Source organism: Neisseria sp. P0009.S008 (assembly GCF_051958615.1).
GTDB lineage: Bacteria > Pseudomonadota > Gammaproteobacteria > Burkholderiales > Neisseriaceae > Neisseria > Neisseria subflava.
In genome coordinates, this window is the sequence record NZ_JBQCVG010000001.1 from 192845 (window position 1) to 218778 (window position 25934).

24 protein-coding genes are annotated in these 25934 nt (G+C 50.0%); 6 read left to right on the top strand and 18 right to left on the bottom strand.

The window, feature by feature from the left end; genetic code table 11:
* Positions 1 to 3 precede the first annotated feature (3 nt).
* From murB to ACTHSQ_RS00945, 6 genes are all read right to left on the bottom strand, one after another.
* Positions 4 to 1044, bottom strand: a complete 1041-nt coding sequence (murB, locus tag ACTHSQ_RS00920; RefSeq protein ID WP_440370947.1) for a UDP-N-acetylmuramate dehydrogenase — start codon at positions 1042 to 1044, stop codon at positions 4 to 6.
* A gap of 70 nt (positions 1045 to 1114) precedes the next feature.
* Positions 1115 to 2494: an MATE family efflux transporter gene (locus ACTHSQ_RS00925; protein ID WP_440370948.1), complete on the bottom strand. Its 1380-nt coding sequence runs from the start codon at positions 2492 to 2494 to the stop codon at positions 1115 to 1117.
* Positions 2495 to 2597: 103 nt separating this feature from the next.
* Complete coding sequence (locus tag ACTHSQ_RS00930; protein ID WP_004519960.1) at positions 2598 to 3035, bottom strand: acyl-CoA thioesterase; 438 nt, start codon at positions 3033 to 3035, stop codon at positions 2598 to 2600.
* A gap of 26 nt (positions 3036 to 3061) precedes the next feature.
* The gene (locus ACTHSQ_RS00935) at positions 3062 to 3991 is read right to left on the bottom strand and encodes an LpxL/LpxP family acyltransferase (RefSeq protein ID WP_440370949.1); all 930 of its coding nucleotides are present in this window, start codon (positions 3989 to 3991) and stop codon (positions 3062 to 3064) included.
* 4 nt (positions 3992 to 3995) lie between these two features.
* Positions 3996 to 4721, bottom strand: coding sequence for a glycosyltransferase family 2 protein (locus tag ACTHSQ_RS00940; protein ID WP_440370950.1), 726 nt, complete (start codon positions 4719 to 4721; stop codon positions 3996 to 3998).
* 146 nt (positions 4722 to 4867) lie between these two features.
* Positions 4868 to 6634, bottom strand: coding sequence for an ABC transporter ATP-binding protein/permease (locus ACTHSQ_RS00945; RefSeq protein ID WP_440370951.1), 1767 nt, complete (start codon positions 6632 to 6634; stop codon positions 4868 to 4870).
* A 232-nt stretch (positions 6635 to 6866) separates the two neighbouring features.
* On the opposite strand from ACTHSQ_RS00945, the gene ACTHSQ_RS00950 reads away from it, so the two are divergent.
* From ACTHSQ_RS00950 to ygfZ, 3 genes are all read left to right on the top strand, one after another.
* Positions 6867 to 9125: a TonB-dependent siderophore receptor gene (locus tag ACTHSQ_RS00950; RefSeq protein WP_440370952.1), complete on the top strand. Its 2259-nt coding sequence runs from the start codon at positions 6867 to 6869 to the stop codon at positions 9123 to 9125.
* 199 nt (positions 9126 to 9324) lie between these two features.
* The gene (locus ACTHSQ_RS00955; protein WP_070629721.1) at positions 9325 to 9888 is read left to right on the top strand and encodes a peptidylprolyl isomerase; all 564 of its coding nucleotides are present in this window, start codon (positions 9325 to 9327) and stop codon (positions 9886 to 9888) included.
* Between the two features lie 122 nt (positions 9889 to 10010).
* Positions 10011 to 10868, top strand: coding sequence for a CAF17-like 4Fe-4S cluster assembly/insertion protein YgfZ (ygfZ, locus tag ACTHSQ_RS00960; RefSeq protein WP_440370953.1), 858 nt, complete (start codon positions 10011 to 10013; stop codon positions 10866 to 10868).
* Positions 10869 to 11308: 440 nt separating this feature from the next.
* On the opposite strand, the gene ACTHSQ_RS00965 is transcribed toward ygfZ, so the two are convergent.
* From ACTHSQ_RS00965 to alaS, 3 genes are all read right to left on the bottom strand, one after another.
* Entirely contained in the window at positions 11309 to 11914 is a 606-nt protein-coding gene (locus tag ACTHSQ_RS00965; protein ID WP_440370954.1) for a hypothetical protein, read from the bottom strand.
* Positions 11915 to 11918: 4 nt separating this feature from the next.
* The gene (locus ACTHSQ_RS00970) at positions 11919 to 12470 is read right to left on the bottom strand and encodes a hypothetical protein (RefSeq protein WP_440370955.1); all 552 of its coding nucleotides are present in this window, start codon (positions 12468 to 12470) and stop codon (positions 11919 to 11921) included.
* Positions 12471 to 12537: 67 nt separating this feature from the next.
* Entirely contained in the window at positions 12538 to 15432 is a 2895-nt protein-coding gene (alaS, locus tag ACTHSQ_RS00975; protein WP_440370956.1) for an alanine--tRNA ligase, read from the bottom strand.
* A 251-nt stretch (positions 15433 to 15683) separates the two neighbouring features.
* Here alaS and ACTHSQ_RS00980 point away from each other — a divergent pair, with 251 nt between their 5' ends.
* Positions 15684 to 16811, top strand: coding sequence for a polyamine ABC transporter substrate-binding protein (locus ACTHSQ_RS00980; RefSeq protein ID WP_107791830.1), 1128 nt, complete (start codon positions 15684 to 15686; stop codon positions 16809 to 16811).
* 168 nt (positions 16812 to 16979) lie between these two features.
* Here ACTHSQ_RS00980 and ubiE read toward each other — a convergent pair whose 3' ends face one another.
* The 7 genes from ubiE to ilvD form a co-directional block, all read right to left on the bottom strand.
* The gene (gene ubiE, locus ACTHSQ_RS00985) at positions 16980 to 17717 is read right to left on the bottom strand and encodes a bifunctional demethylmenaquinone methyltransferase/2-methoxy-6-polyprenyl-1,4-benzoquinol methylase UbiE (protein ID WP_003746386.1); all 738 of its coding nucleotides are present in this window, start codon (positions 17715 to 17717) and stop codon (positions 16980 to 16982) included.
* A 29-nt stretch (positions 17718 to 17746) separates the two neighbouring features.
* Positions 17747 to 17932, bottom strand: coding sequence for a hypothetical protein (locus tag ACTHSQ_RS00990; RefSeq protein ID WP_440370957.1), 186 nt, complete (start codon positions 17930 to 17932; stop codon positions 17747 to 17749).
* Positions 17933 to 18134: 202 nt separating this feature from the next.
* Entirely contained in the window at positions 18135 to 18566 is a 432-nt protein-coding gene (locus ACTHSQ_RS00995) for a gamma-butyrobetaine hydroxylase-like domain-containing protein (protein WP_440370958.1), read from the bottom strand.
* A 1-nt stretch (position 18567) separates the two neighbouring features.
* Entirely contained in the window at positions 18568 to 18801 is a 234-nt protein-coding gene (locus ACTHSQ_RS01000) for a hypothetical protein (RefSeq protein ID WP_003679719.1), read from the bottom strand.
* A 76-nt stretch (positions 18802 to 18877) separates the two neighbouring features.
* Complete coding sequence (locus tag ACTHSQ_RS01005) at positions 18878 to 20167, bottom strand: CAP domain-containing protein (protein ID WP_440370959.1); 1290 nt, start codon at positions 20165 to 20167, stop codon at positions 18878 to 18880.
* 68 nt (positions 20168 to 20235) lie between these two features.
* Positions 20236 to 20367 carry a hypothetical protein gene (locus tag ACTHSQ_RS01010; protein WP_256388404.1) on the bottom strand — a complete coding sequence of 44 codons (132 nt, stop codon included), beginning with the start codon at positions 20365 to 20367 and terminating at the stop codon, positions 20236 to 20238.
* A 68-nt stretch (positions 20368 to 20435) separates the two neighbouring features.
* Positions 20436 to 22295 (bottom strand): dihydroxy-acid dehydratase, encoded by a 1860-nt coding sequence (ilvD, locus tag ACTHSQ_RS01015; RefSeq protein ID WP_440370960.1) that lies wholly within the window; start codon positions 22293 to 22295, stop codon positions 20436 to 20438.
* 278 nt (positions 22296 to 22573) lie between these two features.
* On the opposite strand from ilvD, the gene ACTHSQ_RS01020 reads away from it, so the two are divergent.
* On the top strand, positions 22574 to 23137 hold the full coding sequence (locus tag ACTHSQ_RS01020) for a YceI family protein (RefSeq protein WP_440370961.1): 564 nt from the start codon (positions 22574 to 22576) through the stop codon (positions 23135 to 23137).
* Between the two features lie 69 nt (positions 23138 to 23206).
* Here the strand turns inward: ACTHSQ_RS01020 and ACTHSQ_RS01025 are convergent, their stop codons facing one another.
* Positions 23207 to 24154, bottom strand: coding sequence for a bile acid:sodium symporter family protein (locus tag ACTHSQ_RS01025; RefSeq protein ID WP_440370962.1), 948 nt, complete (start codon positions 24152 to 24154; stop codon positions 23207 to 23209).
* Positions 24155 to 24303: 149 nt separating this feature from the next.
* Positions 24304 to 25185, bottom strand: a complete 882-nt coding sequence (locus ACTHSQ_RS01030) for an NAD(P)H-hydrate dehydratase (protein ID WP_440370963.1) — start codon at positions 25183 to 25185, stop codon at positions 24304 to 24306.
* A gap of 53 nt (positions 25186 to 25238) precedes the next feature.
* On the opposite strand from ACTHSQ_RS01030, the gene ACTHSQ_RS01035 reads away from it, so the two are divergent.
* The gene (locus ACTHSQ_RS01035; protein WP_440370964.1) at positions 25239 to 25895 is read left to right on the top strand and encodes a cytochrome b/b6 domain-containing protein; all 657 of its coding nucleotides are present in this window, start codon (positions 25239 to 25241) and stop codon (positions 25893 to 25895) included.
* Positions 25896 to 25934 lie beyond the last annotated feature (39 nt).

Below are 25934 nucleotides of genomic sequence, written 5' to 3' on the forward strand. Positions count from 1 at the left end.
GTTTTATAGGCTGTATGAAGTCGGCAGCCAGTTGGGTTCTGCGTGTAATTCTACCTGAAATTGAGTAAATACTGTATTACAAACATATTGTGCCAGCTGGTGGACATCTTGCGCGGATGCATTGTTTTTATTCACCAAAACCAAAGCCTGTTTGTCATGCACTGCCGCACCGCCGATCTGATGGCCTTTCAGACGGCATTGGTCAATCAGCCAGCCGGCCGCGAGTTTGACCGAACCGTCAGGCTGCGGATAGCGTGGCATATTGGGGTATTGCTGCAACAAATCGGCCGCTTTTTCAGCTCTGACAACAGGGTTTTTAAAGAAACTTCCGACATTACCAAGTACGTTAGGATTAGGCAGTTTACTGTTGCGGATTGCACACACTGCGTCGGAAACATCTTTGGCCGTTGCCTCACGGCCTTGGCTCAGTTCGGCAACCGCTGCCGCCAAATCGCCATAGCCCAAGTTCGGCACAAAATGCTCTTTCAATGCAAATACAACCGAAACAATCACATAACGGCCTTTGCCTTCCTGTTTGAACAGGCTTTCACGATAGGCAAAGTCACAGTCGGCATTGGAAAGCTCGACAAAGGTTTCCGTATCCAAATCAAAACAGCGCACGCTATGGATAACATCTTTCGCTTCAACACCATATGCACCGATATTTTGTACCGGAGACGCGCCGACCGTGCCCGGAATCAGGCTGAGGTTTTCCAGGCCGCTTAAACCCAATCCAATCGTATGCAAAACAAAATCATGCCAAATTTCCCCGGCTTGCGCTTCGATATAAACCAGGCCGTCTGAACGCTCAATTTCACGAATTCCCTTGTTTTCCATATGCACAACCAGACCGGCGTAGTCTTCCATCAAAAGGATATTGCTACCGCCGCCGAGCCATAAAACAGTATCTCGGTTGAACTCGGGCAGCCGGATGATGTCGCGCAATTCATCGGCATGTTTGAGCGCGATAAAGGCTTGGGCTTGGGCTTTCAGGCCGAAAGTGTTGTAAGGGGTAAGGTCGGTTTGGTATTGGATGGGTTGCATGGGCTTAACTTTAAAATAGGAATTCGTTGATTAAATAGCGTAATCATTGGAGAAAGACTGCTTGTATTTTTCAGACGGCCTTATGCGATTTGACCATCTCTTTACTGCAAAGCTCCAGGCACCATACCAATGCGATGGCGGCAATCGTCAGTGAAACGGTCAGCGCGGTCCAGAAGCCGTAAATGCCCATATCGACATGATAGGCAAGCAGGTAGCCGGGCAGCAGGCCGCAGCCCCAGAAAGCGGCAGCATGGATGAACATCGGCATTTTGGTCACTTTATAGCCGCGCAGCGCATATGAAGCGATACATTGGGTGGCGTCTGCCAGTTGGAATAGGGAGGCGAAAAATAAAACGGTCGCGGCAATGCCTAATACTGCCGCATCGTTGGTGTACATACTGGCTAACTGAAAGCGAAAGATGACCAAGAGCAGCGCGGTGCAGGTGGCAAGTACCCAGCCCAACACCAGCGACACGCCTGAAATATAACGCGCCCGCAAAAAATCGCGCCGTCCGAGCGAAAAGCCAACGCGTACCGTGCTTGCTGAGCCGACGCTTTGCGGAACCATATACAAAATGCCCGACAGGCTGATGACGACTTGTTGCGCGGCGACATAATCCTCGCCGAATGGCGCCACCAAAAAGACGATAAACGAAAACGCGCTGGCTTCTAAGAAATAAGACAAGCCGATGGGTGCGCCGATTTTCCAAATCTGTTTGAAAGCCGTCAAATCGGGTTTGCCGATTTTTGCCGTCAAACCAAACGGACGGAAGAATTTTTCTTTGGCGATATAAAGCCACAAAGCCAATGCGCTGAACCAAAATACCACTGCCGTTGCCACGCCGCAACCTGCGCCGCCTAAAGCAGGCATACCGAATTTGCCGTAAACGAACACATAGTTCAGCGGTACATTTAACACAAATGCCGCGAAGCTGACCAACATAATCACGCGCGGACGGTTCAAGCTTGAGGCATAGGCGTGCAGGGCGCGGTGTATCATGGCGGCCGGCATTGCCAAGCTGGTAAAGAACATATATTGCGCCATCGTGTCTTCGACATAATCGTGCAATGTCAGCCAATGACGGAAAGGCATAATCATTGCCCACATCAACAGCATGCCGAATACGCCCAAACACGAGCCAAACCAAATGCCCTGCATTCCTGTTTTGCCGACTTCTTCGGTTTTACTTGCGCCGTACAGCTGGGCAATCATCGGGTTCAACGCCGCCATCACGCCCATAAAGGTAATGTAAATCGTGGAAAACGCGCTGCTGCCCAAAGCCACCGCGGCCAAATCTTCCTTACCTGCGCCACCGGCCATCACCGTATCGACAAAACCAATACCCACTTGCGCCACTTGCGCCAACAGCATAGGCAGGGCGAGGGCAGTAAGCAGGCGGGTTTCTTTTAAGAAAACAGGAAAGGCAAAGCGGTTGAGGTTCAGTAGCATAATTGTGTGTGGATTGAGGATAAAGGCCGTCTGAAACGGAAACTTAAAATTATAAAGGGTAATGCTGATAAGCAGGCAATATGTTGTTTAATCGCTAAATTTTTCAGACGGCCTTAAATGTCGGATGTCTTTTTACTGCTTCCAACCAGCTGTCCGGCGTTTGAAACTGCATCAGGCCGTCTGAAAGCGACACCGCGGCTTGGGTAGTCGAAGCGCGGGTCAGTTTTTCATTGGTTTCGGCATCGTAAATGGTGTAATCGATACGCAGGCAGCTTTCGATTTCGACAATGTCCATATCAACGCGGATTTTTTGGCCGAAACGGGCAGGGCGGATGTATTTGAGGTTCATCTGCACAATCGGCCAGCTGTACCCTTGCCGTCCCATTTCGTTGTAGTCGTAACCGATGGAAGACAGAAAAGCACAACGTGCGGTTTCAAGGTATTTGACATAGTTGCCGTGCCACACGATGTGCATGGCATCTACGTCAAAAAAAGGAACTTCGGTTTCAAAGCTGTGTTGGCAGTAGATGTGTTTTTTCATGGTTTAAAAGAGTAAGTGTGATGGTTTCAGACGGCGTCTTCGCCCCAAAAATCATAAAAATTGAACCATTGTAGCGGATTTTGTGCACATTCTTGCGCCAGAATGTCGGCAAAACCCTGCATCACGTCCTTAACGGCAGCCTCGCGGTTGCCGCGTTTCCAGCTGGAAGTATCGGTAAAGCGGCGGAGTTTCAAATGATAGCGGCCGTTTTGTTTGACGCAAAACAGCGTGTTTACCTGCGTTTTTAAAAGCGAAGCCAACAGCCACGCGCCTTGCGGCATAGGGGCGGTATGGCCTAAGAAATTAATGTCGGCGGTTTTCTCGCCGCGTACAGGCACGCGGTCGGCCGCGATGGCAATCCATTCGCCGTTTTCGATACGGCTGTTCAATTCCATCATCAGGGTGGTGTCCAAATCTGTTACTTGAATCAGACGGATATGATCTGCACCGGCTTTTTGCAATGCCTCGTTAAATGCCTGCGCGTGTTTGCTGTGCACCAATACGTTGAGTCTGAAATCTTTATGGTGCGACACCAGCGCACGGCAAACTTCGGTATTGCCCAAGTGCGAACAGGCAAAAATCTGGCCGCGTTCGTTGCGCTTGATTTGCGAATAGATGTCGTCCGGATCTTCAATCACCAAATCTTCATAACGGATTTTGCGTTGCCACACGGCAAAACGGTCGCAAACCGCTTCGCCAAATGCGACGAATTGTTTGAATACGCTGTGTTTCGGCAGGACGGTATGGGGAAAGGCCGTCTGAAGACGGATTTGATAGCGTAAGACATGACGGCGCGGTTTAGGCGCGGTTGCATAAAAATAAAGCACCACAAACCAAATGCACGGCCTCATGAAAAAAGCCGGCAGATAGCGCACCATCAGTGTGGTCAGAGCAAGAAACAGGCGGCTGCCGCGTTCGGGCTGCGCCGCCCAATGGGTTTGTTTATTGTCGGTCATGGTTTCAGACGGCCTTTCCGAAAACTTTACCCAATCTGTGTTTCAACATACCGAAAAACAGCCGTGTGTGCATTTTGCTGATGCGGACATTGTCGGCAAAGGCATCAAAGTGAGACACGCCGTCGGCGGCATATTGGACGGGCGTTTTAATCCAAACCGGTTTGACGTTGCGCCAGTACAGGCGGATAAGGATTTCCGTGTCGAAGTCCATGCGGTCACCTACGGTTTCTTCGCGGACGACGGATAGCGCGGGTGCAAGCGGATAGAGGCGGAAGCCGCACATGCCGTCTTTGATGTCGCATGACCAAGTGTGCAGCATATTCCAGAAGTCGGTAATTTTGCGTCCGTAAAGCCGTGCTTTGGGCGCGTCGTCGCCGTATTGCGGCCAACCGCAGACAACGGCTTCGGGATTTTGTTCCGCAGCGGCAAGGAGTTTGGGTGTGTCGTTTAAGCAGTGTTGGCCGTCAGCATCAACCTGCAAGACATGGGTATAGCCATGTTCTTGAGCGTATTCCAAGCCGGTTTTGACCGCTGCGCCTTTGCCGCCGTTGATGGGGCGGTAAAGGACATCGATGCCGTCTGAAACCAAAGCCTGCAATACAGGTTTGCATTCTTCGCGTGAACCGTCGTCCACAATTAAAACGTTTAAACCAAAGCTGCGCATGGTTTCGGCAACGTGGCTGATGGTGGTCGGGTGGTTGTAATGTGGAATGAGGGCCAGGGTTTTCATCAATATTCTTTAGGCGACGTTAACACAATGTAGAGTATAGCAAATAAACATGCCATAGCGTTTGAAAAGGCCGTCTGAAACGGCGCTGACAAAATCATTTGATTTCGTTTTTCACTGTTTCAGACGGCCTTTGGTATGCCCTTAATTCAGCATTGTACATAACCGACATCAAGGCATAAATCATGGAACTCGTTGAGCGTGCTGCGGTGTCCGATGCTGATGATGATGCTTTGCGGCAGTTTGCGTTTCAAAGCGCGGTAAAGCATGGCTTCGGTCGGTTCGTCCAAGGCGGCGGTGGCTTCGTCGAGCAGGATGATTTTGGGCTTGGAGAGCAGGGCGCGGACGAAGGCGATGCGTTGCAGCTCGCCCGGCGAGAGTTTGTGCTGCCAGTCGTCGGTTTTATCCAATTTGTCCACCAGGTAGTCCAAGCGGCAGGTTTTCATGGCTTCGGCTAACTCGGGGTGATGATGGTCAATATCGGGGTAACAAATCGCATCGCGCAGGCTGCCTTGCGCCGTGTATGGGCGTTGCGGCAGGAAAAGGATGTCTTGTTGCGGCGGATGGCTGACTTTACCGCTGCTGCCAAACGGCCAAAGGCCTGCCAGCGCGCGCAACAGCGAGGTTTTGCCGCAACCGCTCGGGCCGCGTATTAACAGGGAATCGCCGCTTTTAAGGTTGATGTTGATGCTGTCCAATAAAACTTCGCCGTTGTGGCGGTATAGGGCGACGTTTTCTAAGATCAGGCCGTCTGAAACTTCGGTAAGCTCGGGTTGTTGTGCGGCGTGTTTTTCTTCCGTGCTCAGCAAAAAGCCGTACAGACGCTCCAATCGGGCGCGGTAGGCAGTGAATTTGTTGTAGAACATCCGGAAGAAAGACAGTGCGTTTTGCAGTCGTGCGAAGGCTTGGACGGTCTGCTGGATGTCGCCGATTTTGATTTGTCCGGCAAACAGGCGCGGGGCTTGCAAAATAATGGGAAAGAGCTTGATGCCGTTGGTAAACATATCGTTAAAGCCGCTCAGGCAGACGCTTTGCCGTGCAATGCGCCAACGGTTGCGGATGATGGCTTTGAAGCGGTCGGCAAGCTGGTCGTGTTCGTGTTTTTCGCCATTGTAAAACGCGACGCTTTCGGCGTGGTCGCGTACGCGGATAAGGGAATAACGGTAGTCGCCGTTGAGTTTTTCGTTTTCATAATTAAAACGAATCAACGGGTTGCCTATCCACATGGCGATAAAGGTCGCCAAAATCACAAACATATAGACAAACCAAACGATGCCGTGCGGAATATCGAAGCCGAACACGGTCAGGATGCCCGCCAAACCCCACAAAACAACGGCAAATTCCAGCGAGGTAACGACCGAATTGACCATGCCGCGTACAAATTCGATGGTCGAGGCGATGAAATCCTGCGCGTCCTGTTGGATACGTTGGTCGATATTGTCTGGCGCGTGACGGCGCATTTGCAGGCGGTAGTAGTTTTTGTCGGCAAGCCAGCGCGAAGTTAAAACTTCATTGAGCCGCTCCGACCATTTAATCGCCAAGCCTTGATCGAGAAAGTCGTTGACGACGTTGTTAAACGCCCGTATCAACACCACGCCTGCGTTCATCGCTGCAAACATCCAAAACGCGGAGGCGTTCAAATCCTGCATCGAATCGTAAAGCCCTTTGGACATAAAGGTGCTCAACACATTCAGCCGTACTTCGGTTAACAGCAGCGTAATCATCGCCGTAATCAGCAGCAAAACTTTGACGGTACTTTTCGGCGTCAGGCAAAGACGCAGGATATAGCTAAACTCGCGCCCGAAGCGTGTGTTGCGTGCAAAAAACAGAATGACCGTCGAGGCTGCAGCGACCATCAATAAGGTCTGCAATAGCCAAGACGGCGTGGAATAAAGCTCGATTTGCCATTTTTGCATGGAGTGTTCTCTGAAAGGATGTAAAGGCCGTCTGAAAGGACGGCAAATTTATTTGACTATGGTAACTGTAATAATAGTTTTCTGAACTGTTGTATTTTTTGTATGTACAAACGGTTCTTATTTGTTTTTGTGGAAAGCGGAAATCTTATCAAATATAATCGCAAAACCAAATTACTTTGTAATTTTTTACTCGATATAAGAATTATTAATATTTCAAACCAGAAGGTATTTTATGAACAGCAAATTAGCCCTGATGCCGCTTTTGATTATGAGCGCATTTTCTTATGCCGCCGATGAAGCGACACCCGAAACCCCTGTGCAACAGCAGTTGCAGGAAGTCAATGTCCGCGCTGACGCCAAACGCGTCAAAGCCGCCCGTTCTTATTCTATCGCCAGCGACGGCGACTTGCGCGACCGCGTGAACTTGGGCGTATTGGGCAAAGCCAACGCCTTTACCGCGCCGATTACCGTTGTCAACTACGACGAACAAGCCCTCAACAACACCGAAGCGCGTACTTTAGTGGATGCCGTAGCGAAAAAAGATGCTTCCGTATGGCAGTTCGGCGGCGAAAGCAACACGCTGACCGGCCTGTATTTCCGCGGTTATCAGCTTGATGCGCGCCAATTCAGCGTCAATGGTTTGGCAGGCATGTACGGCACGCAAGGTACGGCCAGCGTACAAGTCGGCTCCGCGCAACTGATTAAAGGCGCGTCCACTGCCGTAAACGGTATGGACCCTGAAGGCGCGGTATCCGGTTCCGTCAATATCGAAACCAAAAAAGCCGCCGATGAAGGCAACCGCAAAATCGGTTTGGGCTGGTTCAGCAACAACCGTGCCCAAGGTACGTTCGACTTGGGTCAACGCTTCGGCGAAAACAAAGAATTTGGCGTGCGCGCCAACGGCAAACTGCGCCATGGCGACACCCCGCGCCACGGTTACAGCGAGGACAACAAAGAATTTGCATTGAATGCTGATTATCGCGGCGAAAAAGTGCGTGTGGCGTTCGATTCCATCTACGCGAAACGCAAAACCAACGGCGGTCGCGCGCGTATGCAGGACATTCAAAACGCCAACGGCCGCTTGTTTGATGCGCCTGAAGGCAAAGTGAATTTGCTACCAAGTTGGAACTGGCAAAACACCGTCGGCCAAACCAATATGCTGACCTTTGAATGGGATGCGTTTGACAATGCACAGATTACAGGCGGTATCGGCTACAACAAAGCGCGCTATTATGGCACGCTGATTTCTCCGACCATATGCGGTAAAAATGGTGCAAGCAGTCAAACCGCAACCTGCTCAAGTGCCAACCAATACCACACCGGCACGGCGCGCCTGACTGACCAATATTTCCGTACTTTGAGTATGAATTTATCCGCGCGCGGCGAATTTGAAACCGGCCCGGTAACGCATAACTGGAGTACTGCTTTTGACCGTATCATTCGTCAGCGTGCGACTGTCCGTGGTTCGGCTGCAGGTAAAAGCCGCGTTGAGGTTGATGCAAACGGCAATATTGAAAATCAACTGGCTTCTTTTGTTCCTAATTACACGACAGGCTGGGAAAGCTCAGCAAACTTGGATGCCAATATCAAAGTCAACAGCCTGGCCTTGTCCGACACACTGGGCTTTGCCGACAACAAATACCGTCTGACTTTGGGCGGACGTTTCCAAGCGGTTGAATACACCAATAAAAAAGAAGGTAAAAGCGGGGATTCCAAACGCTTCAGCCCGATGCTGATGGCTGCATGGGTACCGCAACCTGATTTGGTCGTTTACGGCAACTACATGGAAGACTTAGAGCCTGCGGATATCAAAACCGACGATGACGGCAATACCACCATGTCCAAACCGCGTGTCAGCCGTCAGTTTGAAGTGGGCGTGCGTAAAAACTGGGGCAATTTCGTGACCACGTTAAACGCGTTCCAAATCAAACGTCCGGGCTACTGGCGCGGTTCTACCACCAGCAAAACAGACTTCGCGACGTATAAAGCCTTGGGCGGTGCAGCCGGAGATGAACAAGGCATGGAGCGCAGCCGCGGTATTGAGTTCAACACCTACGCGAACTTGCTCAACAATACATTGCGTCCGACTTTGGGCCTGATGTATCTGCAATCGACCGTGAAAGACTACCCAAATTCACGCGATATGTTGGTTAGCGGCGTACAAGTTGCCAATCCGCGCGTGATTGCCAAAGCGGGCGTGGAGTGGGATACCCCGTTTGCCAAAGGCTTGACTTTAAACGGCAACGTTTCGTACTTCGGTAAATCCTACCAAGACACGCAAAAACAATACGCCTTCCCGTCCTATACCTTGGTTGACGTAGGCGCGCGCTACAAAACCAAGCTCGGCAAAAATACTTTGACCGTCAGCAGCTCGGTAGAAAACCTGTTCAACAAAAACTACTGGCAGGTACAGCGCGGCCAATACGACCGCAGCTTCGCCGTCGTCGGTATGCCACGCACTTATTGGCTGAAAGCGGAATTGGATTTCTAATCTGATTTCGGTTTGACCGTAATAGCAGGCCGTCTGAAAGGGAATGATAAAAAGCAAAAATTTGTTTTTTATCCCTTTTCAGACGGCCTGATTTGATTGCCTTATGTTTTTTGCTTGAAAAATCTTACATGTTTTTTATGGATTTCACGCGAAACAAGGTTAATATTCCATTTTCACAATACATCATTCGAGAAGACATATGAAAAAATCCATTAAACTGACCCTGTGCGCCCTCGCACTCTCACTTTCCGTGCAAGCGCAAGCGGTTACCCATGCCGTGATTGAAACCAATATGGGCAACATCCAACTGGAGCTAGATGAAGTCAAAGCGCCGAAAACCGTGGCAAACTTTGTCAATTACGCCAAAAAAGGGTTTTACGACAACACGATTTTCCACCGCGTTATCGACAATTTTATGATTCAAGGCGGCGGATTTACCGAGAAAATGGTTCAAAAGTCCACCGATAAAGCCATCAACAACGAAGCAGACAACGGCTTGAAAAATAACGTCGGCACCATCGCCATGGCGCGCACCGGCGATCCGAATTCCGCAACCAGCCAGTTCTTTATCAATACAGCCGACAATGACTTTTTGAATTTCAAAAGCAAAACCCCTCAAGGCTACGGCTATGCCGTTTTCGGTAAAGTTACTTCCGGCATGGACGTTGTCCGTAAAATCAGCAAAGTGAAAACAGCGACACGCGGCTATCATCAAGACGTTCCAACCGAAGCCGTGATTATCCGCAAAGTCAGCATCAAATAATTTTGATTGTTTGAACCCAAACAACAGGCCGTCTGAAACATTCAGACGGCCTGAATTTATTTATTTGATAATAAGCGGCAATTTGGGCGATAATTCAGCATCCACAATTTAAGGAGTCGATTATGCAAACCCGCCTGCCTTTTTTCGGCGTTGTCCGTGTCAGCGGTGAAGACAGAGCTTCATTTCTTCATGGTCAATTATCCAATGATATTAATAATTTAGCTATCGGTCAGGCATGTTACGCCACATACAATACGCCTAAAGGCCGTGTGTTGGCGAATATGTTGGTCGTCAATCGCGGAGAAGATTTACTGTTGGTCATGGCACAAGATTTGACCGAAGCCATCGTCAAACGCCTGAGAATGTTTGTCTTGCGTGCAAAAGTCGTCTTCGAGATTATGCCTGATTTAGCAGTCAGCGGCGAGTTGGCAGACAATGCAGAGCCTCATCCTGCTGCCGAACCGCAACTGTCTTTTTCAGCCCAAATTCAAGAAAACACCGTAGAAATTGCCTTGCCGCACACAGGCCGTCTGAAAATTTCAGCAGCCGAAAATGCAGATGAATATCAAGCAGGAGCCGAAAACGCGTGGAACCTGCACGAAATCCGCAGCGGCTATCCGTGGATTTGCGCCGCAACCAAAGAAGCGGCTGTTGCCCAAATGCTCAACCAACACATCATCGGCGCAGTCCATTTCCGTAAAGGCTGCTACCCCGGCCAAGAAATCATCGCCCGCGCCCAATACCGAGGGCAAGTCAAACGCGGTCTGGCCGTATTAAGCGGCGATTCTTTAGAAGCCGCCGGTATTGCCGTCAAAGTCGGCGAAGAAGAAGCAGGCGTCATCCTCAACACAGCACTGACTGAACAAGGCAGCCTCAGCCTAGCCGTTATCAAGTTTTCCGCAGCAGAAACAGCATTGACCGATGCAGACGGTAATGCTTTGAAACAGGAAAAACTGTTTTTTACGGTTGAGAAAGATTGATTGTTAGATGATTGAATAAAAAGCTTAAATATTAGCTTGAAATGAAAACAGAAAGGCCGTCTGAAATTCAGACGGCCTTTGATATTGAGTTTTGTTGGTACATAACCCAAGCTGCGTTTGCTGCTGACTGGATTACGGCATGGTTTGGAATCATTCGGTAGCAACAAAAACCGCGTGCGTGCGTACCGCACACACCCTACACCTTAATCTTAAGGTTTGCGTCGCCCACAGGTAGGGTGTGTGGCGTAGCCACGCACGCGGTTGACAGGGGTGCGGGCTACGGCTTGCTAAATGTCTTGGTGGGAATTTAGGGGGTTTTGGGGAATTTTGCAAAGGTCTCAGACTGCCTTTTTAAGATTCAGATATTGACGGCTGTTTGAAAAATTTGAATTTGTAAGTCGGGCATAAATGCCCGACAAATCGTATTTACAAAATGCCTACTACCGTTTACGCATATTATTAGCTGCTTTCCTCATCTCTAAACGTTGATACCATTCGATACCACGGTTTCCACAACGATAACGAATAAAATTTTTCAGCTCACTCGTTTGTTGGTTTAGCCTTTTAACTTCTATATAAAACTTTTTCTTTTGACTGCTAACTAATTCCTTATCTTCAAATAAAGAACGTCTCATCTCATTTACTTGCTTTAACTCAGAAATAATTTTTGAAAACTCTTCTTTATTTTTATTTTGTTTAGCAATTTGTAGTTGTGCCTCTAACTCCAATTTATGTTTTTTAGCATTCATCAGCATTGTGTTGATGCCACGAATACTATCTCTAGCATCTCCCAAAAGTTTGTATGCAGAATCAGCAACTTTAACAGAAGAATAATGCAAGTTTGTCAAAAGATGAAAATCATAGCTGCTTTGAGCTTGTTTAATATGCTCTTGAATGTTAGCTTGATGTTCTTCCAAAGTTTTTTCAACTTCTTCGCGTTTTCTTTCCCATCGTCTTCGAGCTTCTTTTTCTTCTTCGGTAACTGAATTATATGCCCAAGCAACAGCACCCACACCAACAGCAGCCAATCCTAGAAACCAAAGCATGTGGTTATCCTTCTAATAATTTCTGAGTAATTTCAATTTTTGGTAATGATTGGACTAAATTTTGTAGAGAAATACTTGCTTGATTCCCGAAATTAGGCAATTCTTTAGTTAGTTGAATTGTCATTTCCTGATGTAATTTTTTCTCTTCAATGGAGATATTTGGATCAAAACTAGCTTGTTGTGCTAATTTTGCCATTTCTAAAACAGTTTTTCTCTCAATATGCAATCTCTCCAATTCACGATTTACTGTTTCATAAACACCAACTAGCTCCATTCTTCGGTTTTCCAATTCAGCCATTTTTAATTGAAAAGTTGAATTGATGACATTATGTGCAATCTTTGCTTGCTCTATAATTCTTAATTCTTCTACCTCTAATCGCTTAATTTCAATTTTGTAAGCTAATGTTCTTGCGTAAGCTTCTGCAATCATACCTAACGGGTTGATTGCTTGAAAAAAATTAAGCCATTTTCCGCCTGTTGCGTTATGAAATTGCCCTATTGATTCTACTCTATCTATCTTTCCGATAGAGGGCTGATTTACTTTTTGGTTTTCCATTTTTTAATCCTTATTTTCAATTGCAGCCTGAAAACCTAATCTCAGTTTTCAGGCTGCCTTTCTTACATCAAGCCAGCTTCGCGCCGACCCAATCTTTCACGCTCTCAATCATCGCGGGCAGTTTCTCGACATCGCTGCCGCCGGCCTGTGCCAAGTCCGGTCTGCCGCCGCCTTTGCCGCCGACTTGTTCGGCTGCAAATTTAACCAGATCGCCTGCTTTGACTTTGGCAGTCAACGGTTTGGATACGCCTGCGCACAGGGAAACTTTGCCGTCGTTGACTGCGGCGAGCAATACGATGGCTTGTTCTGATTTGCCGGTCAAGTCGGTCACAATTTCGCGCAGGGCGGCTGCGTCGGCTTCGATTTGTGCGGCAACGAGTTTGGCTGAACCCAAGTCTTTTGCGTTGTCCAAGAGTTTGGCGCCTGCGTGGACGGCGAGTTCGGCTTTGGCGCGTGCCAATTCTTTTTCCAATGCTTTGGCGTGTGCCGCGCCTGCTTGGATTTTCGCCAGTACGTCTTTTTCGGTTTGGGCTTTGGTTTCGGCAATAATGTCTTTAACCAAACGCTCTTGTTCTTGCGCCCATTTGAGTGCGTTCAGGCCGGTGATGGCTTCGATACGGCGCACGCCTGCGGCAATACCGCCTTCGCTGATGATTTTGAAGAGGCCGATGTCGCCGGTGCGTGAAACGTGTGTACCGCCGCACAATTCGGTAGAGAAACCGCCCATTTGCAATACGCGTACTTCGTCGCCGTATTTTTCTCCGAAGAGCATCATGGCGCCGGTTTTTTGGGCGTCTTCCATGCTCATAATGGCTGCGTTGACGGCAACGTTGGCCAAAATGGCTTCGTTGACGCGGCGTTCGACTTCGGCGATTTCTTCGGCAGTTACTGCTTGAGGATGGGAAATGTCGAAACGGGTGGATTCGGCGGTAACCAAAGAGCCTTTTTGTTCAACGTGTTCGCCCAATACATCGCGCAGGGCTTTGTGCATCAAGTGGGTGGCGCTGTGGTTGCGCATATTGGCATTGCGGATTTCGTCATCCACTTTGGCGGTAACGCTGTCGCCGACTTTCAGACGGCCTGAAGTTTGTACGCCGAATTGACCGAATACGGCCGCTTTGATTTTTTGGGTATCGCGTACTTCGAAGCGGTTTTCGCCTGCAAAGATATAGCCGACGTCGCCGACTTGGCCGCCGGATTCTGCATAGAACGGGGTAAAGTCGATAACGACGGCACCTTCGTCGCCTTCGTTCAATTCGTTGACTTGCTCGCCGTCTTTATAGAGGGCGAGGACTTTGGATTCGGTTTGGCGTTCGCTATAACCTTTAAACTCGGTGTCCTGACCTTCGTAAGGCAGTTGGGCGTTGGCTTTGAAGCTTTGTGCGGCGCGTGCGCGTGCGCGTTGGGCTTCCATCTCACGCTCGAAGCCTGCTTCGTCCAAGTCGATGCCCAGTTCGCGCGCCATGTCGGCGGTTAGGTCGTAGGGGAAACCGTAGGTGTCGTAGAGTTTAAAGATGTGTTCGCCGCCGATAACGAGTTTGCTGTTGGCGATGTTGTCCATCAAGTAGGTATTCAAGGCTTCGGCAAACGGTTTTTCCGCGTCGGGAATATGGGCGGTTTCCAAAGCAGCCTGCAAATCGATATACATGCCTTCGTTCAGGCTGCCTGAAACTCGGGGACGGATAACGATTTGCTTTTTGCCCGGAGCAACACGGGAAGCGGCGGTAAATTCCACACCATCTGCAGTTTTCAATGTCAGTGGTTTGCCCACACCGTCTTGCGGCAGCAGGCTTTCCAGTTTCAGGAATTTCATGCCGTTGAGCACTTGGTTGAACAAGCCCATGCCTTTTTCCAGCGTTTCGCCGAAGCGGCTTTCTTCCGCGCGCAAGGCTTCCATAATCTGTGTCTGTTTCTCTTTCAACTCAGGATACGCATCACCCATTACTTTGACTAAATCGGGCACGAGTTTGTAGAAAAACGCCTGTTTCTGACCAAGTTTGTAACCGTGGCGTACGGCGCGGCGGATAATGCGGCGCAATACGTAGCCGCGGCCTTCGTTGGAAGGCAATACGCCGTCTGCAATCAGGAAGGAGCAGGAGCGGATGTGGTCGGCGATGACTTTCAGGCTGGGTTCTTCCATGCTGAATGGCGCGCCGGTTTCGCGGGCAACGGCTTTGAGCAGGTCTTGGAACAAGTCGATTTCGTAGTTGCTGTGAACATGCTGCATGACGGCGGCCATACGCTCCAAGCCCATGCCGGTATCGACGGAAGGCTTAGGCAGCGGATTCATATTGCCTTGTTCGTCGCGGTTGAACTGCATGAATACGCAGTTCCAAATTTCGATCCAGCGGTCGCCGTCTTCTTCAGGGCTGCCCGGAATGCCGCCCCAGATTTCTTCGCCGTGGTCGTAGAAAATTTCGGAGCAAGGGCCGCAAGGGCCGGTGTCGCCCATTTGCCAGAAGTTGTCGGATGCGTATTTCGCGCCTTTGTTGTCGCCGATACGGACGATGCGCTCGGCAGGCATGCCGATTTCGTTCAACCAAATGTTGTAGGCTTCGTCGTCTTCTGCGTAAACGGTCGCCAAGAGTTTTTCTTTAGGGATATTCAACCATTCGGGAGAAGTCAGGAATTCCCAAGCGAAGTGGATGGCATCGCGTTTGAAGTAGTCGCCGAAGGAGAAGTTGCCCATCATTTCAAAGAAGGTGTGGTGACGGGCGGTGTAGCCGACGTTTTCCAAGTCGTTGTGTTTGCCGCCTGCGCGTACGCATTTTTGCGCGGTAGTGGCGCGGTTGTAGGGGCGTTTGTCAAAGCCGAGGAATACGTCTTTAAATTGGTTCATGCCTGCGTTGGTAAACAGCAGGGTCGGGTCGTCGTGTGGCACGAGCGAGGAAGAGCGGACGATGGTGTGGCCTTTAGATTCGAAAAATTTCAGGAATTTTTGGCGTAGTTCGGTGGTTTTCATAATGTCTCGATAAAATTTTGTACAAAGATTTCAGACGGCCCGGACGGCGCGTTGAGATTAAAAACGAATGGGCGTTATCTTACCGCAAAACCATATTTCAAGCTATCGGCAGAAAGGTTTTAAGTTGGCGGCAAGCTGTCTTTCAGACGGCCTCAAGCAGGTCGATATCTTTTAACAACGAAGCCTATCCGCCCCGGCTTGCCTGCTTTATAATGCCTTTCTCTTTTCAACCGGATACGCAAGGAATGATAATGGCCAAACATCTGCCCCTCATCGTACTGACTGCGCTGGCATTGGCCGGCTGCGGCGGCTCGGACAAAAACTCTGCCGACAAGGCGCAAACCGATAATCAAAAGGTATTGAGCATTTACAACTGGTCGGAATATGTTGATCCCGAGACGGTTGCCGCGTTTGAGAAAAAACACGGTATCTCAGTAACTTATGATGTATATGACAGCGATGAAACGCTGGAGAGCAAGGTGTTAACCGGCAAGTCGGGTTACGACATCGTGGGTCCTTCCAATGCGTTTGTCGGTAGGCAGATTAAGGCAGGTGCGTATCAGAAAATCGACAAATCCCTGATTCCCAACTATAAAAATCTCAATCCACAACTGATGAAGCTGATGGAAGGCGTTGATCCGAATCACGAATATGCCGTTCCGTTTTATTGGGGGACTAACACTTTCGCCATCAATACCGAGCGTGTGAAAAAGGCTTTGGGTACGGACAAACTGCCGGACAATCAATGGGATTTGGTGTTTAACCCCGAATACACGTCCAAACTCAAGCAATGCGGCATCAGCTATTTGGACAGTGCGGCGGAGATTTATCCTATGGTATTGAACTATATGGGTAAAAATCCAAATAGCAGCGAGACGGCGGATATTAAGGCGGCTACGGAAGTTTTGAAGAAAAACCGTCCGTACATCAAGCGTTTTACCTCGTCCGGTTTTATCGATGATTTGGCGCGCGGCGATACTTGCGTAACGATTGGTTTTGGCGGCGATTTGAACATTGCCAAACGTCGTGCCGAAGAAGCGGGCGGCAAGGAAAAAATCCGTGTGATGATGCCGAAAGAAGGCGTAGGGATTTGGGTGGATTCGTTTGTGATTCCGAAAGATGCCAAACATGTGGCCAATGCCCATGCATATATCAATGATTTCTTAGATCCTGAAGTTGCAGCGAAAAACGGCAATTTTGTTACTTATGCGCCATCCAGCAAACCGGCTCAGGAGCTGATGGATGAAGAGTTTAGAAACGACAATACGATTTTTCCGACTGACGAGGATTTGAAAAACAGCTTTATCATGGTGCCTATCCAACCGGCGGCGTTGAAATTTATGGTTCGTCAATGGCAAAGCGTGAAAGCAGGAAAATAAGCTGATTTAAACGTATTAAGGCCGTCTGAATGGTGTAACCGAAATCCTTGATTTCGTTTTACGGCTGTTCAGACGGCCTTTGGTTTGTGTCAGACTGGCTTGGATAAAGTTTGAAAAAACAAAGGGCGTGTCTATCAATCACGCCCTTTGTGTTTGTTTCAGACGGCCTTAGAATTTCACGCCTTTATGCAGGGCGACGATGCCTGCGCTCATGTTGTGGTAATCCACGCTGTCGAAGCCTGCATCCAGCATCATTTGTTTCAAGGTTTCTTGGTCGGGGTGCATACGGATGGATTCGGCGAGGTATTGGTAGCTGTCGGCATCTTTGGCAATCAGTTTGCCCATAATCGGCAACAGTTTGAAAGAGTAGAGGTCGTACACGCCTTCCAAAGGTTTGTACACTTTGGAGAATTCCAACACCAGCAGGGTACCGCCCGGTTTCAATACGCGGTACATTTCTTTCAGCGCGGCATCTTTGTGCGTCATGTTGCGCAGGCCGAATGCGACGGAAACCAGATTGAAATAGTTGTCGGGGAACGGCAATTTTTCAGCGTCTGCCAACGATACGGGCAGAATCATGCCTTCGTTGAGCAGGCGGTCGCGGCCGACGGTCAGCATGGAGGAGTTGATGTCTGTCAGCCAAACTTCGCCTTCTTTGCCCACACGTTTTGCCCAGCCTCGGGACAAATCGCCTGTACCGCCGGCGATATCCAATACTTTGTCGCCTTTTTTCAGGCGGGCGGTATTGATGGTGAAATGTTTCCAAACGCGGTGCAGACCGCCGGACATTACGTCATTCATAATGTCGTAGTTTTTTGCCACGGAGTGGAAGACTTCGGCAACTTTGCCTGCTTTTTCGTCTTCGTCAACGGTAGTGAAGCCGAAATGGGTTTTGTGGTCGCTCATAGTGTCTGCCTTCTTAAAATAACACGGATTCAGATATCGAATACGTCGAAATCGCCAACCACTTTCGACGCGGGAAATATAGTTTGTGCCTGTTGCTTCAGCATTAGGCGTTGCCCTTCTTCGGTATAACGTGCGCTGATGTGGGTCAGGTAAAGTTGTTTCACATTGGCTTGCAAGGCCAGCTTGGCGGCATTGGATACGGTTGAACGGAACACTCGTTCCGCTGTCTCTTCACATCTCCTGCAGCAAAGCTTGCTTTATGCACCAAAACGTCTGCGTTTTGTGCGGCGCGCACTGCCTGAAGGCAGGCTTTGGTATCGCCAAAGATGGCCGCTACCCGTCCTTTTTTGAGCGGGGAGAGGAACGTTTTGCCGTCAATGATCCTGCCGTCGTCCAATGTTACGGCCTCGCCTTTTTTCAGACGGCCTTTCCGCCGCAACCGCCGCTGCCGCAGGAATGTGTGTGTTTGGGTTTTAAATCTTCGGCACTTGGTGTTCTGGACGCGCCGGCTTTTTCGAGGCGGTCGAGATAGTCTTGCCAAAGCGCGTCTTGATTGTGCGCCAGTTGGTAGAGATAGTCCCAATCGTAAAGGCCGCTGTCATGGCCGTCTGAAAAAGTAATTTTCAATGCGTATTGGCCGACAGGTTCTAAATCGGTAATGCTGACTTCGGCTTTACCTGTTTGCAAAACATCTTGACCTGGACCGTGTCCGCGCACTTCCGCGCTGGGCGAATACACGCGCAGGTATTCGGCAGGAAGGCTCTTGGCACCGTCAACATAGACCAAAGTCAGTACGCGCCGCTCTTGCTGGAGGCGGATTTCTTGTGGAATTTTATCGGCTTGGGTCATGTCATGCTCCGTTCTTTTTACGCAAATAGGCAACGCGTACAGAAAAAATACCGCCAAGTACGGCAAACAGCACGATTGCGTAGAGTGAAAACCGTATCAGGCTCACTTGGGTGTCCGCCGTCAGCCCCAAAGGCAGCAACATCACGGCAACGAACAGTAAAAACGCGGCCAACATGGCGGCAATGCTGGCAAAGGCATAGCGGGTATTGGCTGCTGTTTGCGGATGTTTGGTCATGTTGGATAGCTTGCTGTAGGGTGATGAGGCGGTATTTTATCAGCTTTTTGGTGCTTCATGCCGTCTGAAAACGGCTTTATTTCCATAAATAAAGTGTAATGGCGCGCCTGTCTTCGCCTTCGGGCATTAAGCGGATGCTGCTGCCTTTGCTTCCGTTGACACGGATAATGATACCGCCGGCCTGTCGCTCGATAATGTCGAGTTGGGTGTCGTGGTTCATGCGGTAGTTGTAGCGTTCGCATTGCTTCAAGCACCAAAAATCCTGCCAATGGATAAAATATTTTTGTCCGGATTCGATGGCCAGCGTTTCCCCGCCTTTGACGATGAAGTAAGGATAATCAGGTTTTTGCGTGCTGAATGTCCATTCGGCCGTTTTGTCTTTTCCGTTTTGACGGTATTCGAACACGGCACGGTAGTCGGTGTCGTATTCCAAGGGTTGTAAAGGAAACAGCGCAAATTGGCGTTCGGTCAGGAGGCGGTTTGGGTCATTATCTTTATCTAAGATTTTGACGTCTCTGATTTCTTTTGTGTCCCGATACAGTTTGAATGAACGCATTTTGACCGGAGGCGATTGTTCTGAGAACGCGATGCTGACCGGATTGCCGGTCATTTCATAATGCGGCATAGGGTCGGGACGTTCGCCATGGAAAACCGGCGAGGCAAAGTTGCCTTGCGGATAGGTGATGTAAGGCCGGAGTTTGCGGTTGGAGATTTCATCTGCATAAACAATGGCGTGGCCATGACAGGCATCTTGATAAAACGAGCGGCTGAGGTCGGATAGGGGGCGGTTTTTTTGGCAGAGGCTGTTGAATCTGCTGTCGCTTTGATTGATGCTCAACGCGATTTGTTTACCTTGCGATTCAAATGCCGCTCCGGCTTCGTCGATATTTTGATCGAGCAAGGAGAGGCGGTGGTAAATCGCTGTCATCAGATTGTCCAGCTGATGTTGGGCAGGTAGATGGTCGTTGATTTTTTCGTTTGGCGGATGCTGGCCGGTACTGACGTTTTCATGCACGCCTTTATAGGCATAACCGGCTTTGCGCGTGCGGTCTGATGGGCGTGGGCCAGTATAAAAGGGATTGCGCGTATTGTGTTCGTCATGTCCGTCATCAGGGTTTTGCAGTAGATAGCGGGCATGATTGCGCGCGGCACGTTCGAGTGTGTCTGAGTGCGCCAGTGCGGGCAGATTGGCAGAGGAGCGGAGGAAGTTTAAATACGCCAAGGCATCAAAATCGGCAACGGCAGTACGATTTTGCGGCGGTTGGGCGTAGATGAGCTGGTCTTCGGAATAGCGATGGGTTTCGTAGTATTGGAATATGCCGAGTGCGACGGCAAAACCACCCAACCAGTAAAGAATGTGTTTCATTATATGTACTGCGTTCTGACGGCCTTGAGCTACGGCTCTTTCCTCTTGAAACTCATGCCGTTAAATGATTATTTTGATAGCGGCTTGACTTGGAATGCTTCAGGATGGGATTTGAAATATTCAACAGCGATAAATCCGCCGCCAATAATAATCAACAGGGCAATGGCCATGCCGATCATCGCTAAAATGAATTTGTCCATATTTGTCCGTTTGAATGAAGGCCGTCTGAAACACTTGAAAGCGTTCAGACGGCCTTAAGTCAGGTTAATTAACGTTCGATTTGCGATACGTCGCGTACTGCGCCTTTGTCGGCGGAAGTCGCCATCGCGCCGTAGGCACGCAGGGCTGCGGAGACGTAGCGGTCGCGGTTTTCCGGTTTCCACGCTTTGCTGCCGCGCGCTTCCATTTCGGCACGGCGTGCGGCAAGCTCTTCATCGGAAATGACAAGGTGGATGCTGCGGTTTGGAATGTCGATTTCGATGGTGTCGCCTTCGTGTACCAAACCGATTGCGCCACCTTCTGCCGCTTCAGGAGAGGCGTGGCCGATGGACAGGCCGGAAGTACCGCCGGAGAAGCGGCCGTCGGTCAGCAGGGCGCAGGCTTTGCCGAGGCCTTTGGATTTCAGGTAGCTTGTCGGATACAGCATTTCCTGCATGCCCGGGCCGCCTTTCGGGCCTTCGTAGCGGATGATGACGATGTCGCCGGCGACGATTTGGTTACCCAAAATGCCTTCGACGGCGGCTTCTTGGCTTTCAAACACGCGGGCGCGGCCGGTAAATTTGAGGATGCTCTCGTCCACGCCTGCGGTTTTTACCACGCAACCGCGTTCTGCGATATTGCCGAACAATACTGCCAAGCCGCCGTCTTGCGAGTAGGCATGTTCTACATCGCGGATACAGCCTTTTTCGCGGTCGAGGTCGAGGGTTTTCCACATGCGGTTTTGCGAGAACGCTTGGGTAGTACGCACGCCGCCCGGTGCGGCTTTGAAGCGTTCGATGGCATGGGTGTTTTCGGGATTGGTTACGTCCCATTTTTCAATCGCGTCTTTCAGCGTCGGCGCGTGGATGGTGTACACGTCGGTGTGCAGTTTGCCCGCTTTGTCCAATTCTTTCAGGATAGCGAAGATGCCGCCGGCGCGGTGCACGTCTTCCATGTAGTAGTCGTGGTTGTTGGGCGCGGTTTTGCAGATGCAGGGTACGACGCGGCTCAGGCGGTCGATGTCGGCCATTTTGAAATCCACACCCGCTTCGTTGGCGACGGCGAGCAAATGGAGGATGGTGTTGGTGGAACCGCCCATGGCGATATCCATGGTCATGGCGTTTTCAAACGCTTTTTTGGTGGCGATGCTGCGCGGCAACACGGTTTCGTCGTCTTGCTCGTAATAGCGTTTGGTGATTTCGACAATCATGCGGCCGGCTTCGAGGAACAATTCTTTGCGGCCTGCGTGGGTCGCCAAGTATGAACCGTTGCCCGGCAGGGAAAGGCCGAGCGCTTCGGTCAGGCAGTTCATGGAGTTGGCGGTAAACATGCCGGAGCAGGAGCCGCAAGTCGGGCAGGCGTTTTGCTCGACTTCTTCGACTTGTTTGTCGGTGATATTGTCGTCAGCCGATTCGATCATGGCGTCAATCAAGTCCAAACGGCGTTCAGGCTGAATATTGGCCACGCCGATAACCTTACCGGCTTCCATCGGGCCGCCGGAAACGAAGATGGTCGGAATGTTCAGGCGCATGGCGGCAATCAGCATGCCCGGGGTGATTTTGTCGCAGTTGGAAATACACACCAGCGCGTCGGCACAGTGGGCGTTGACCATGTATTCGATAGAGTCGGCAATCAGGTCGCGGCTGGGCAGGGAGTAGAGCATACCGCTGTGGCCCATGGCGATACCGTCGTCAATGGCGATGGTGTTGAATTCTTTGGCAATGCCGCCGGCTTTTTCGATTTCACGGGCAACCAGTTGACCCATATTATGCAGGTGCACATGGCCTGGGACGAATTGGGTGAAAGAGTTGGCAATGGCGATAATCGGTTTGCCGAAGTCGGTTTCCATTACGCCGGTCGCACGCCACAATGCGCGCGCGCCTGCCATATTGCGGCCGTGGGTAGAGGTTTTGGAGCGGTATTCAGGCATTTTTGTTCCTTTGTTTTATGCTGAGGCCGTCTGAAATAGGCTGATAGTTTGGCGGCCCGTTGTAGAAATAACTCGGTATTTTATACCAATTACGAGCAATGAAGCACGCTATTTTGTAATAAAACTAAACTGTGTTTGCTTCACCTGAATTTGCTGTCCTTTCGTTCAGACGGCCTGATGTTTTCTTAAGATGAAACGCTGTCTTTCCCAGTTGCAAAAGATATTGGCATCAAAAAGTGATATGATAGGGAACTTCTCACACTTTTAAGGATAAGACGATGAAAAAAATCATGTTTGCATTGTGTTCGGCCATGTTGGCTTCTGCTGTGTCTGCCGCTGTTTATAAAGTGGACGAATTCCATGCCAATGCCCGCTTTGCCATCGACCATTTCAACACCAGCACCAACGTCGGCGGTATTTATGGTTTGACCGGCAATTTGGAATTTGACCGTGCCAAACGCCAAGGCTCTATCGATATCGTATTGCCTTTGTCCAAACTGCAAACCGGTTCTGACCACTTTACCCAACATTTGAAATCTGCCGATATTTTCAATGCAGACAAATACCCTGAAATCCGTTTTGTATCTACCAAGTTCAATTTCAACGGCAAAAAACTGCTTTCCGTTGACGGCAATCTGACCATGAACGGCAAAACTGCGCCGGTGAAACTCAAAGCCGACAAATTCAACTGCTACCAAAGCCCGATGTTAAAAGCAGAAGTGTGCGGCGGCGACTTCAGCACCACCATCGACCGTACCAAATGGGGCTTGGATTATCTGGTGAGTGCCGGTATGAGCAAAAAAGTAAACATCAATATCCAAATCGAAGCAGCCAAACAATAATCCTGCTTGATTTTAAAATAAAGGCCGTCTGAACGGAATCTGTTCAGACGGCCTTATAATTATACGTAGTTAGGAGTGTTGATTTTTGTCGGCTTTGGCTGCCCAATAAGTTGCCAGAAGCGAGCCGGAGATATTGTGCCACACGCTGAACAATGCGCTGGGAACGGCAACAACCGGCGCGGCGGCAAAGTGTGCGGCGGCAAGGGCGGCGCCTAAGCCTGAGTTTTGCATACCGACTTCGATGGCCAGCGTTTTTTGTGCATCATAAGGCAGGCCGGTCCATTTGGCGGCAAAGAAGCCGAGCAGATAGCCGATACCGTTGTGGAGTACGACAACTGAAAAAATCAGCAGGCCGCTTTCAATAATCTTGCCTTTGCTGGCGCCGACTACCGCGCCGATAATCAGCACGATGGCGGCAACGGAAACCAGCGGCAGCGCATCGGTCAGTTTTTCAGTTTTGTTGCCCAAAACCTTATGGACAATCAAGCCCAAAACGATGGGGAGCAAAACCATTTTGACGATGGACATCAACATGCCGCCCGCTTGGATTTCCAGCATTTCACCGGCAAGCATCAGGAAGATGGCAGGAGTCAGCAATGGGGAAATCAGGGTAGAAACCGATGTAACGGCAACCGACAAAGCCACATTGCCGCGCGCTAAATAGGTTATCACATTGGAGGCCGTACCGCCCGGGCAGCAGCCGACCAAAATCACACCGACCGCGATTTCGGTAGGCAGGTTTAACAGTTTCGCCAGCAGATAGGCAGTCGCAGGCATGATGGCGAATTGGGCAATCACGCCGATAATGACGGCTTTGGGGTGTTTGAACAAAATGTCAAAGTCGGAGGGTTTGAGGGTCAAGCCCATGCCGAACATGATGACGCCCAGTAGCCAAGGAATGTAAGGGCCGACCCATTTGAAGGTGTCGGGTGCGAAAAAAGCGATGCCGGCAAAGAGCGCGGCCCAAAGGGAAAAGGTCTTTCCGATAAAATCACTGATTTTGTTGAGGGTATTCATGATGATATGTTGTGAAGTTGTTTTTAAGGGAAACCAAGGATACACGCCTTAACCTTAATTTGCAAAATGGATTAAAATAAATAAGGCCGTCTGAAGATAAGAATTGATTTTCAGACGGCCTGTGATTTGTATTTGCTATATAGACGGCATTATTCTTTTGATAAAATATTGCGCAGCCATCGGGCGGCAGGTGCGATTTCTCCGGCAAGCATACCGGTTTCGATTTGGACACTGTGTTTGATGACATCGGCCGCCGCACCATGCAGCCATACGCCGGCGCAGGCGGCTTGGAATGTCGGAATGCCTTGTGCCAGCAGGCTGCCGATAATGCCGCTCAAAACATCGCCGCTGCCTGCAGTGGCCAAACCGGCATTGCCGCTGGTGTTGGTATAGACTATGCCGTCTGCCGTGGCCACCAATGTATGATGGCCTTTCAACACGACGGTCGCGCCATATTTACGGCTGATTTCGGTTACGGCTTTCTGTCTGTCGGCTTGAACTGATTGGGTATCGGTGCCGAGTAGGCGGGCGGCTTCGGCCGGATGAGGTGTCAGGACGATATGTTTGTACGATTTGAGGCGTTCGGCTAATTCGGAAGAACGGGCAAGCAGTGTCAAAGCATCTGCATCGAGCAATAAAGGCTGGTTATGGTGTGTAGACAGGATTTGGGGTAGCAGCTGCTCTGATAATCCGTCCAAGCCAAAGCCGCAGCCGATTACCCGTGCGCCGACATCGTTGCGCTCCATCAGTTGGGTCGCAGTGGCGAGCATAATTTCAGGACGTTCGGGAATAATGGCAAAAGGTAGCGTGGCTTGGTTGAAGCCCGCCCAAACCTTGCCGCACCCTTGATACATCGCGGCTGTGGCTGCCAAAACCACCGCGCCGCTCATTCCCGTTGCACCGCCGATAATGGCAAGCGTGCCGTATGTGCCTTTGTGCGATTCTTGGGTGCGGGGGCGGAATACGTCGGGAAATGCTAAGGCCGTCTGAAAAGCTTGAAGCGATTCGGGAAGCGTATAGATGGGTTGCATGGCGTAACCTTCCAAGATAAGAAATTTAATTTTAAATCAGAAAGTAAAAGGTAATGAAGCAAAAAATAAAAGTTTGGGACGCACCTACGCGCCTGTTCCATTGGCTCTTGGTGTTAATGATGGGATTCATGTGGTACAGCGCAACCCAAGGCGGCGATATGCTGGTATGGCACTTGCGCGGCGGCTTGTTGATGCTGGCTTTGGTGGTTTTCCGCTTGTGCTGGGGGATTTGGGGCAGTAATACGGCAAGATTCAGCCAATTTGTGCGCCCGTTTTCCGAAATCCGCCGCTACACGCAAGGCCAAATGTCTGAAGACGAATTGGTCGGCCACAATCCTTTGGGCGCGCAGATGGTCATCGCTTTATTGGCCGCCTTGGTTTTTCAGACGGCCACAGGTTTATTTGCCGCCGATGAAAATACGTTTACCAATTCCGGCTTTTTGAATCATTTGGTCAGCGAACACGCCGGTACGCTGGCGCGAAAAATCCATGTCAATTTCTTTAATGTCTTAGCTGTTTTGGCGGGCGTACATATCGCGGCTGTTTTGCTGTATCGCTTTGTGAAAAAACAGGATTTGATTACGCCGATGATTAACGGCTTTAAAACCATCGATGCCAAGCAGCCTAAATTGGCCGGAATGGGACAACTGTTTGCCGCTTTGTTGGTGGCGATTGCTTTAGTGTGCGCAGTATGGATGTTGCGCGGCTGATGTTTTAATGCTGATACCTAAAAACAAACCGACCCCGAT

Coding starts and splice junctions, on each gene's coding strand:
- ACTHSQ_RS00950 (WP_440370952.1), top strand. CDS start 6,867: ATGAACAGCAAATTAGCCCTGATGCCGCTTTTGATTATGAGCGCATTT.
- ACTHSQ_RS00965 (WP_440370954.1), bottom strand. CDS start 11,914: ATGCTTTGGTTTCTAGGATTGGCTGCTGTTGGTGTGGGTGCTGTTGCT.
- ACTHSQ_RS00995 (WP_440370958.1), bottom strand. CDS start 18,566: ATGACCCAAGCCGATAAAATTCCACAAGAAATCCGCCTCCAGCAAGAG.
- ACTHSQ_RS01025 (WP_440370962.1), bottom strand. CDS start 24,154: ATGAATACCCTCAACAAAATCAGTGATTTTATCGGAAAGACCTTTTCC.
- ygfZ (WP_440370953.1), top strand. CDS start 10,011: ATGCAAACCCGCCTGCCTTTTTTCGGCGTTGTCCGTGTCAGCGGTGAA.
- ACTHSQ_RS00935 (WP_440370949.1), bottom strand. CDS start 3,991: ATGACCGACAATAAACAAACCCATTGGGCGGCGCAGCCCGAACGCGGC.
- alaS (WP_440370956.1), bottom strand. CDS start 15,432: ATGAAAACCACCGAACTACGCCAAAAATTCCTGAAATTTTTCGAATCT.
- ACTHSQ_RS00925 (WP_440370948.1), bottom strand. CDS start 2,494: ATGCTACTGAACCTCAACCGCTTTGCCTTTCCTGTTTTCTTAAAAGAA.
- ACTHSQ_RS01030 (WP_440370963.1), bottom strand. CDS start 25,185: ATGCAACCCATCTATACGCTTCCCGAATCGCTTCAAGCTTTTCAGACG.
- murB (WP_440370947.1), bottom strand. CDS start 1,044: ATGCAACCCATCCAATACCAAACCGACCTTACCCCTTACAACACTTTC.
- ACTHSQ_RS01035 (WP_440370964.1), top strand. CDS start 25,239: ATGAAGCAAAAAATAAAAGTTTGGGACGCACCTACGCGCCTGTTCCAT.
- ilvD (WP_440370960.1), bottom strand. CDS start 22,295: ATGCCTGAATACCGCTCCAAAACCTCTACCCACGGCCGCAATATGGCA.
- ACTHSQ_RS00930 (WP_004519960.1), bottom strand. CDS start 3,035: ATGAAAAAACACATCTACTGCCAACACAGCTTTGAAACCGAAGTTCCT.
- ubiE (WP_003746386.1), bottom strand. CDS start 17,717: ATGAGCGACCACAAAACCCATTTCGGCTTCACTACCGTTGACGAAGAC.
- ACTHSQ_RS00980 (WP_107791830.1), top strand. CDS start 15,684: ATGGCCAAACATCTGCCCCTCATCGTACTGACTGCGCTGGCATTGGCC.
- ACTHSQ_RS01000 (WP_003679719.1), bottom strand. CDS start 18,801: ATGACCAAACATCCGCAAACAGCAGCCAATACCCGCTATGCCTTTGCC.
- ACTHSQ_RS00940 (WP_440370950.1), bottom strand. CDS start 4,721: ATGAAAACCCTGGCCCTCATTCCACATTACAACCACCCGACCACCATC.
- ACTHSQ_RS01010 (WP_256388404.1), bottom strand. CDS start 20,367: ATGGACAAATTCATTTTAGCGATGATCGGCATGGCCATTGCCCTGTTG.
- ACTHSQ_RS01005 (WP_440370959.1), bottom strand. CDS start 20,167: ATGAAACACATTCTTTACTGGTTGGGTGGTTTTGCCGTCGCACTCGGC.
- ACTHSQ_RS01020 (WP_440370961.1), top strand. CDS start 22,574: ATGAAAAAAATCATGTTTGCATTGTGTTCGGCCATGTTGGCTTCTGCT.
- ACTHSQ_RS00955 (WP_070629721.1), top strand. CDS start 9,325: ATGAAAAAATCCATTAAACTGACCCTGTGCGCCCTCGCACTCTCACTT.
- ACTHSQ_RS00945 (WP_440370951.1), bottom strand. CDS start 6,634: ATGCAAAAATGGCAAATCGAGCTTTATTCCACGCCGTCTTGGCTATTG.
- ACTHSQ_RS00970 (WP_440370955.1), bottom strand. CDS start 12,470: ATGGAAAACCAAAAAGTAAATCAGCCCTCTATCGGAAAGATAGATAGA.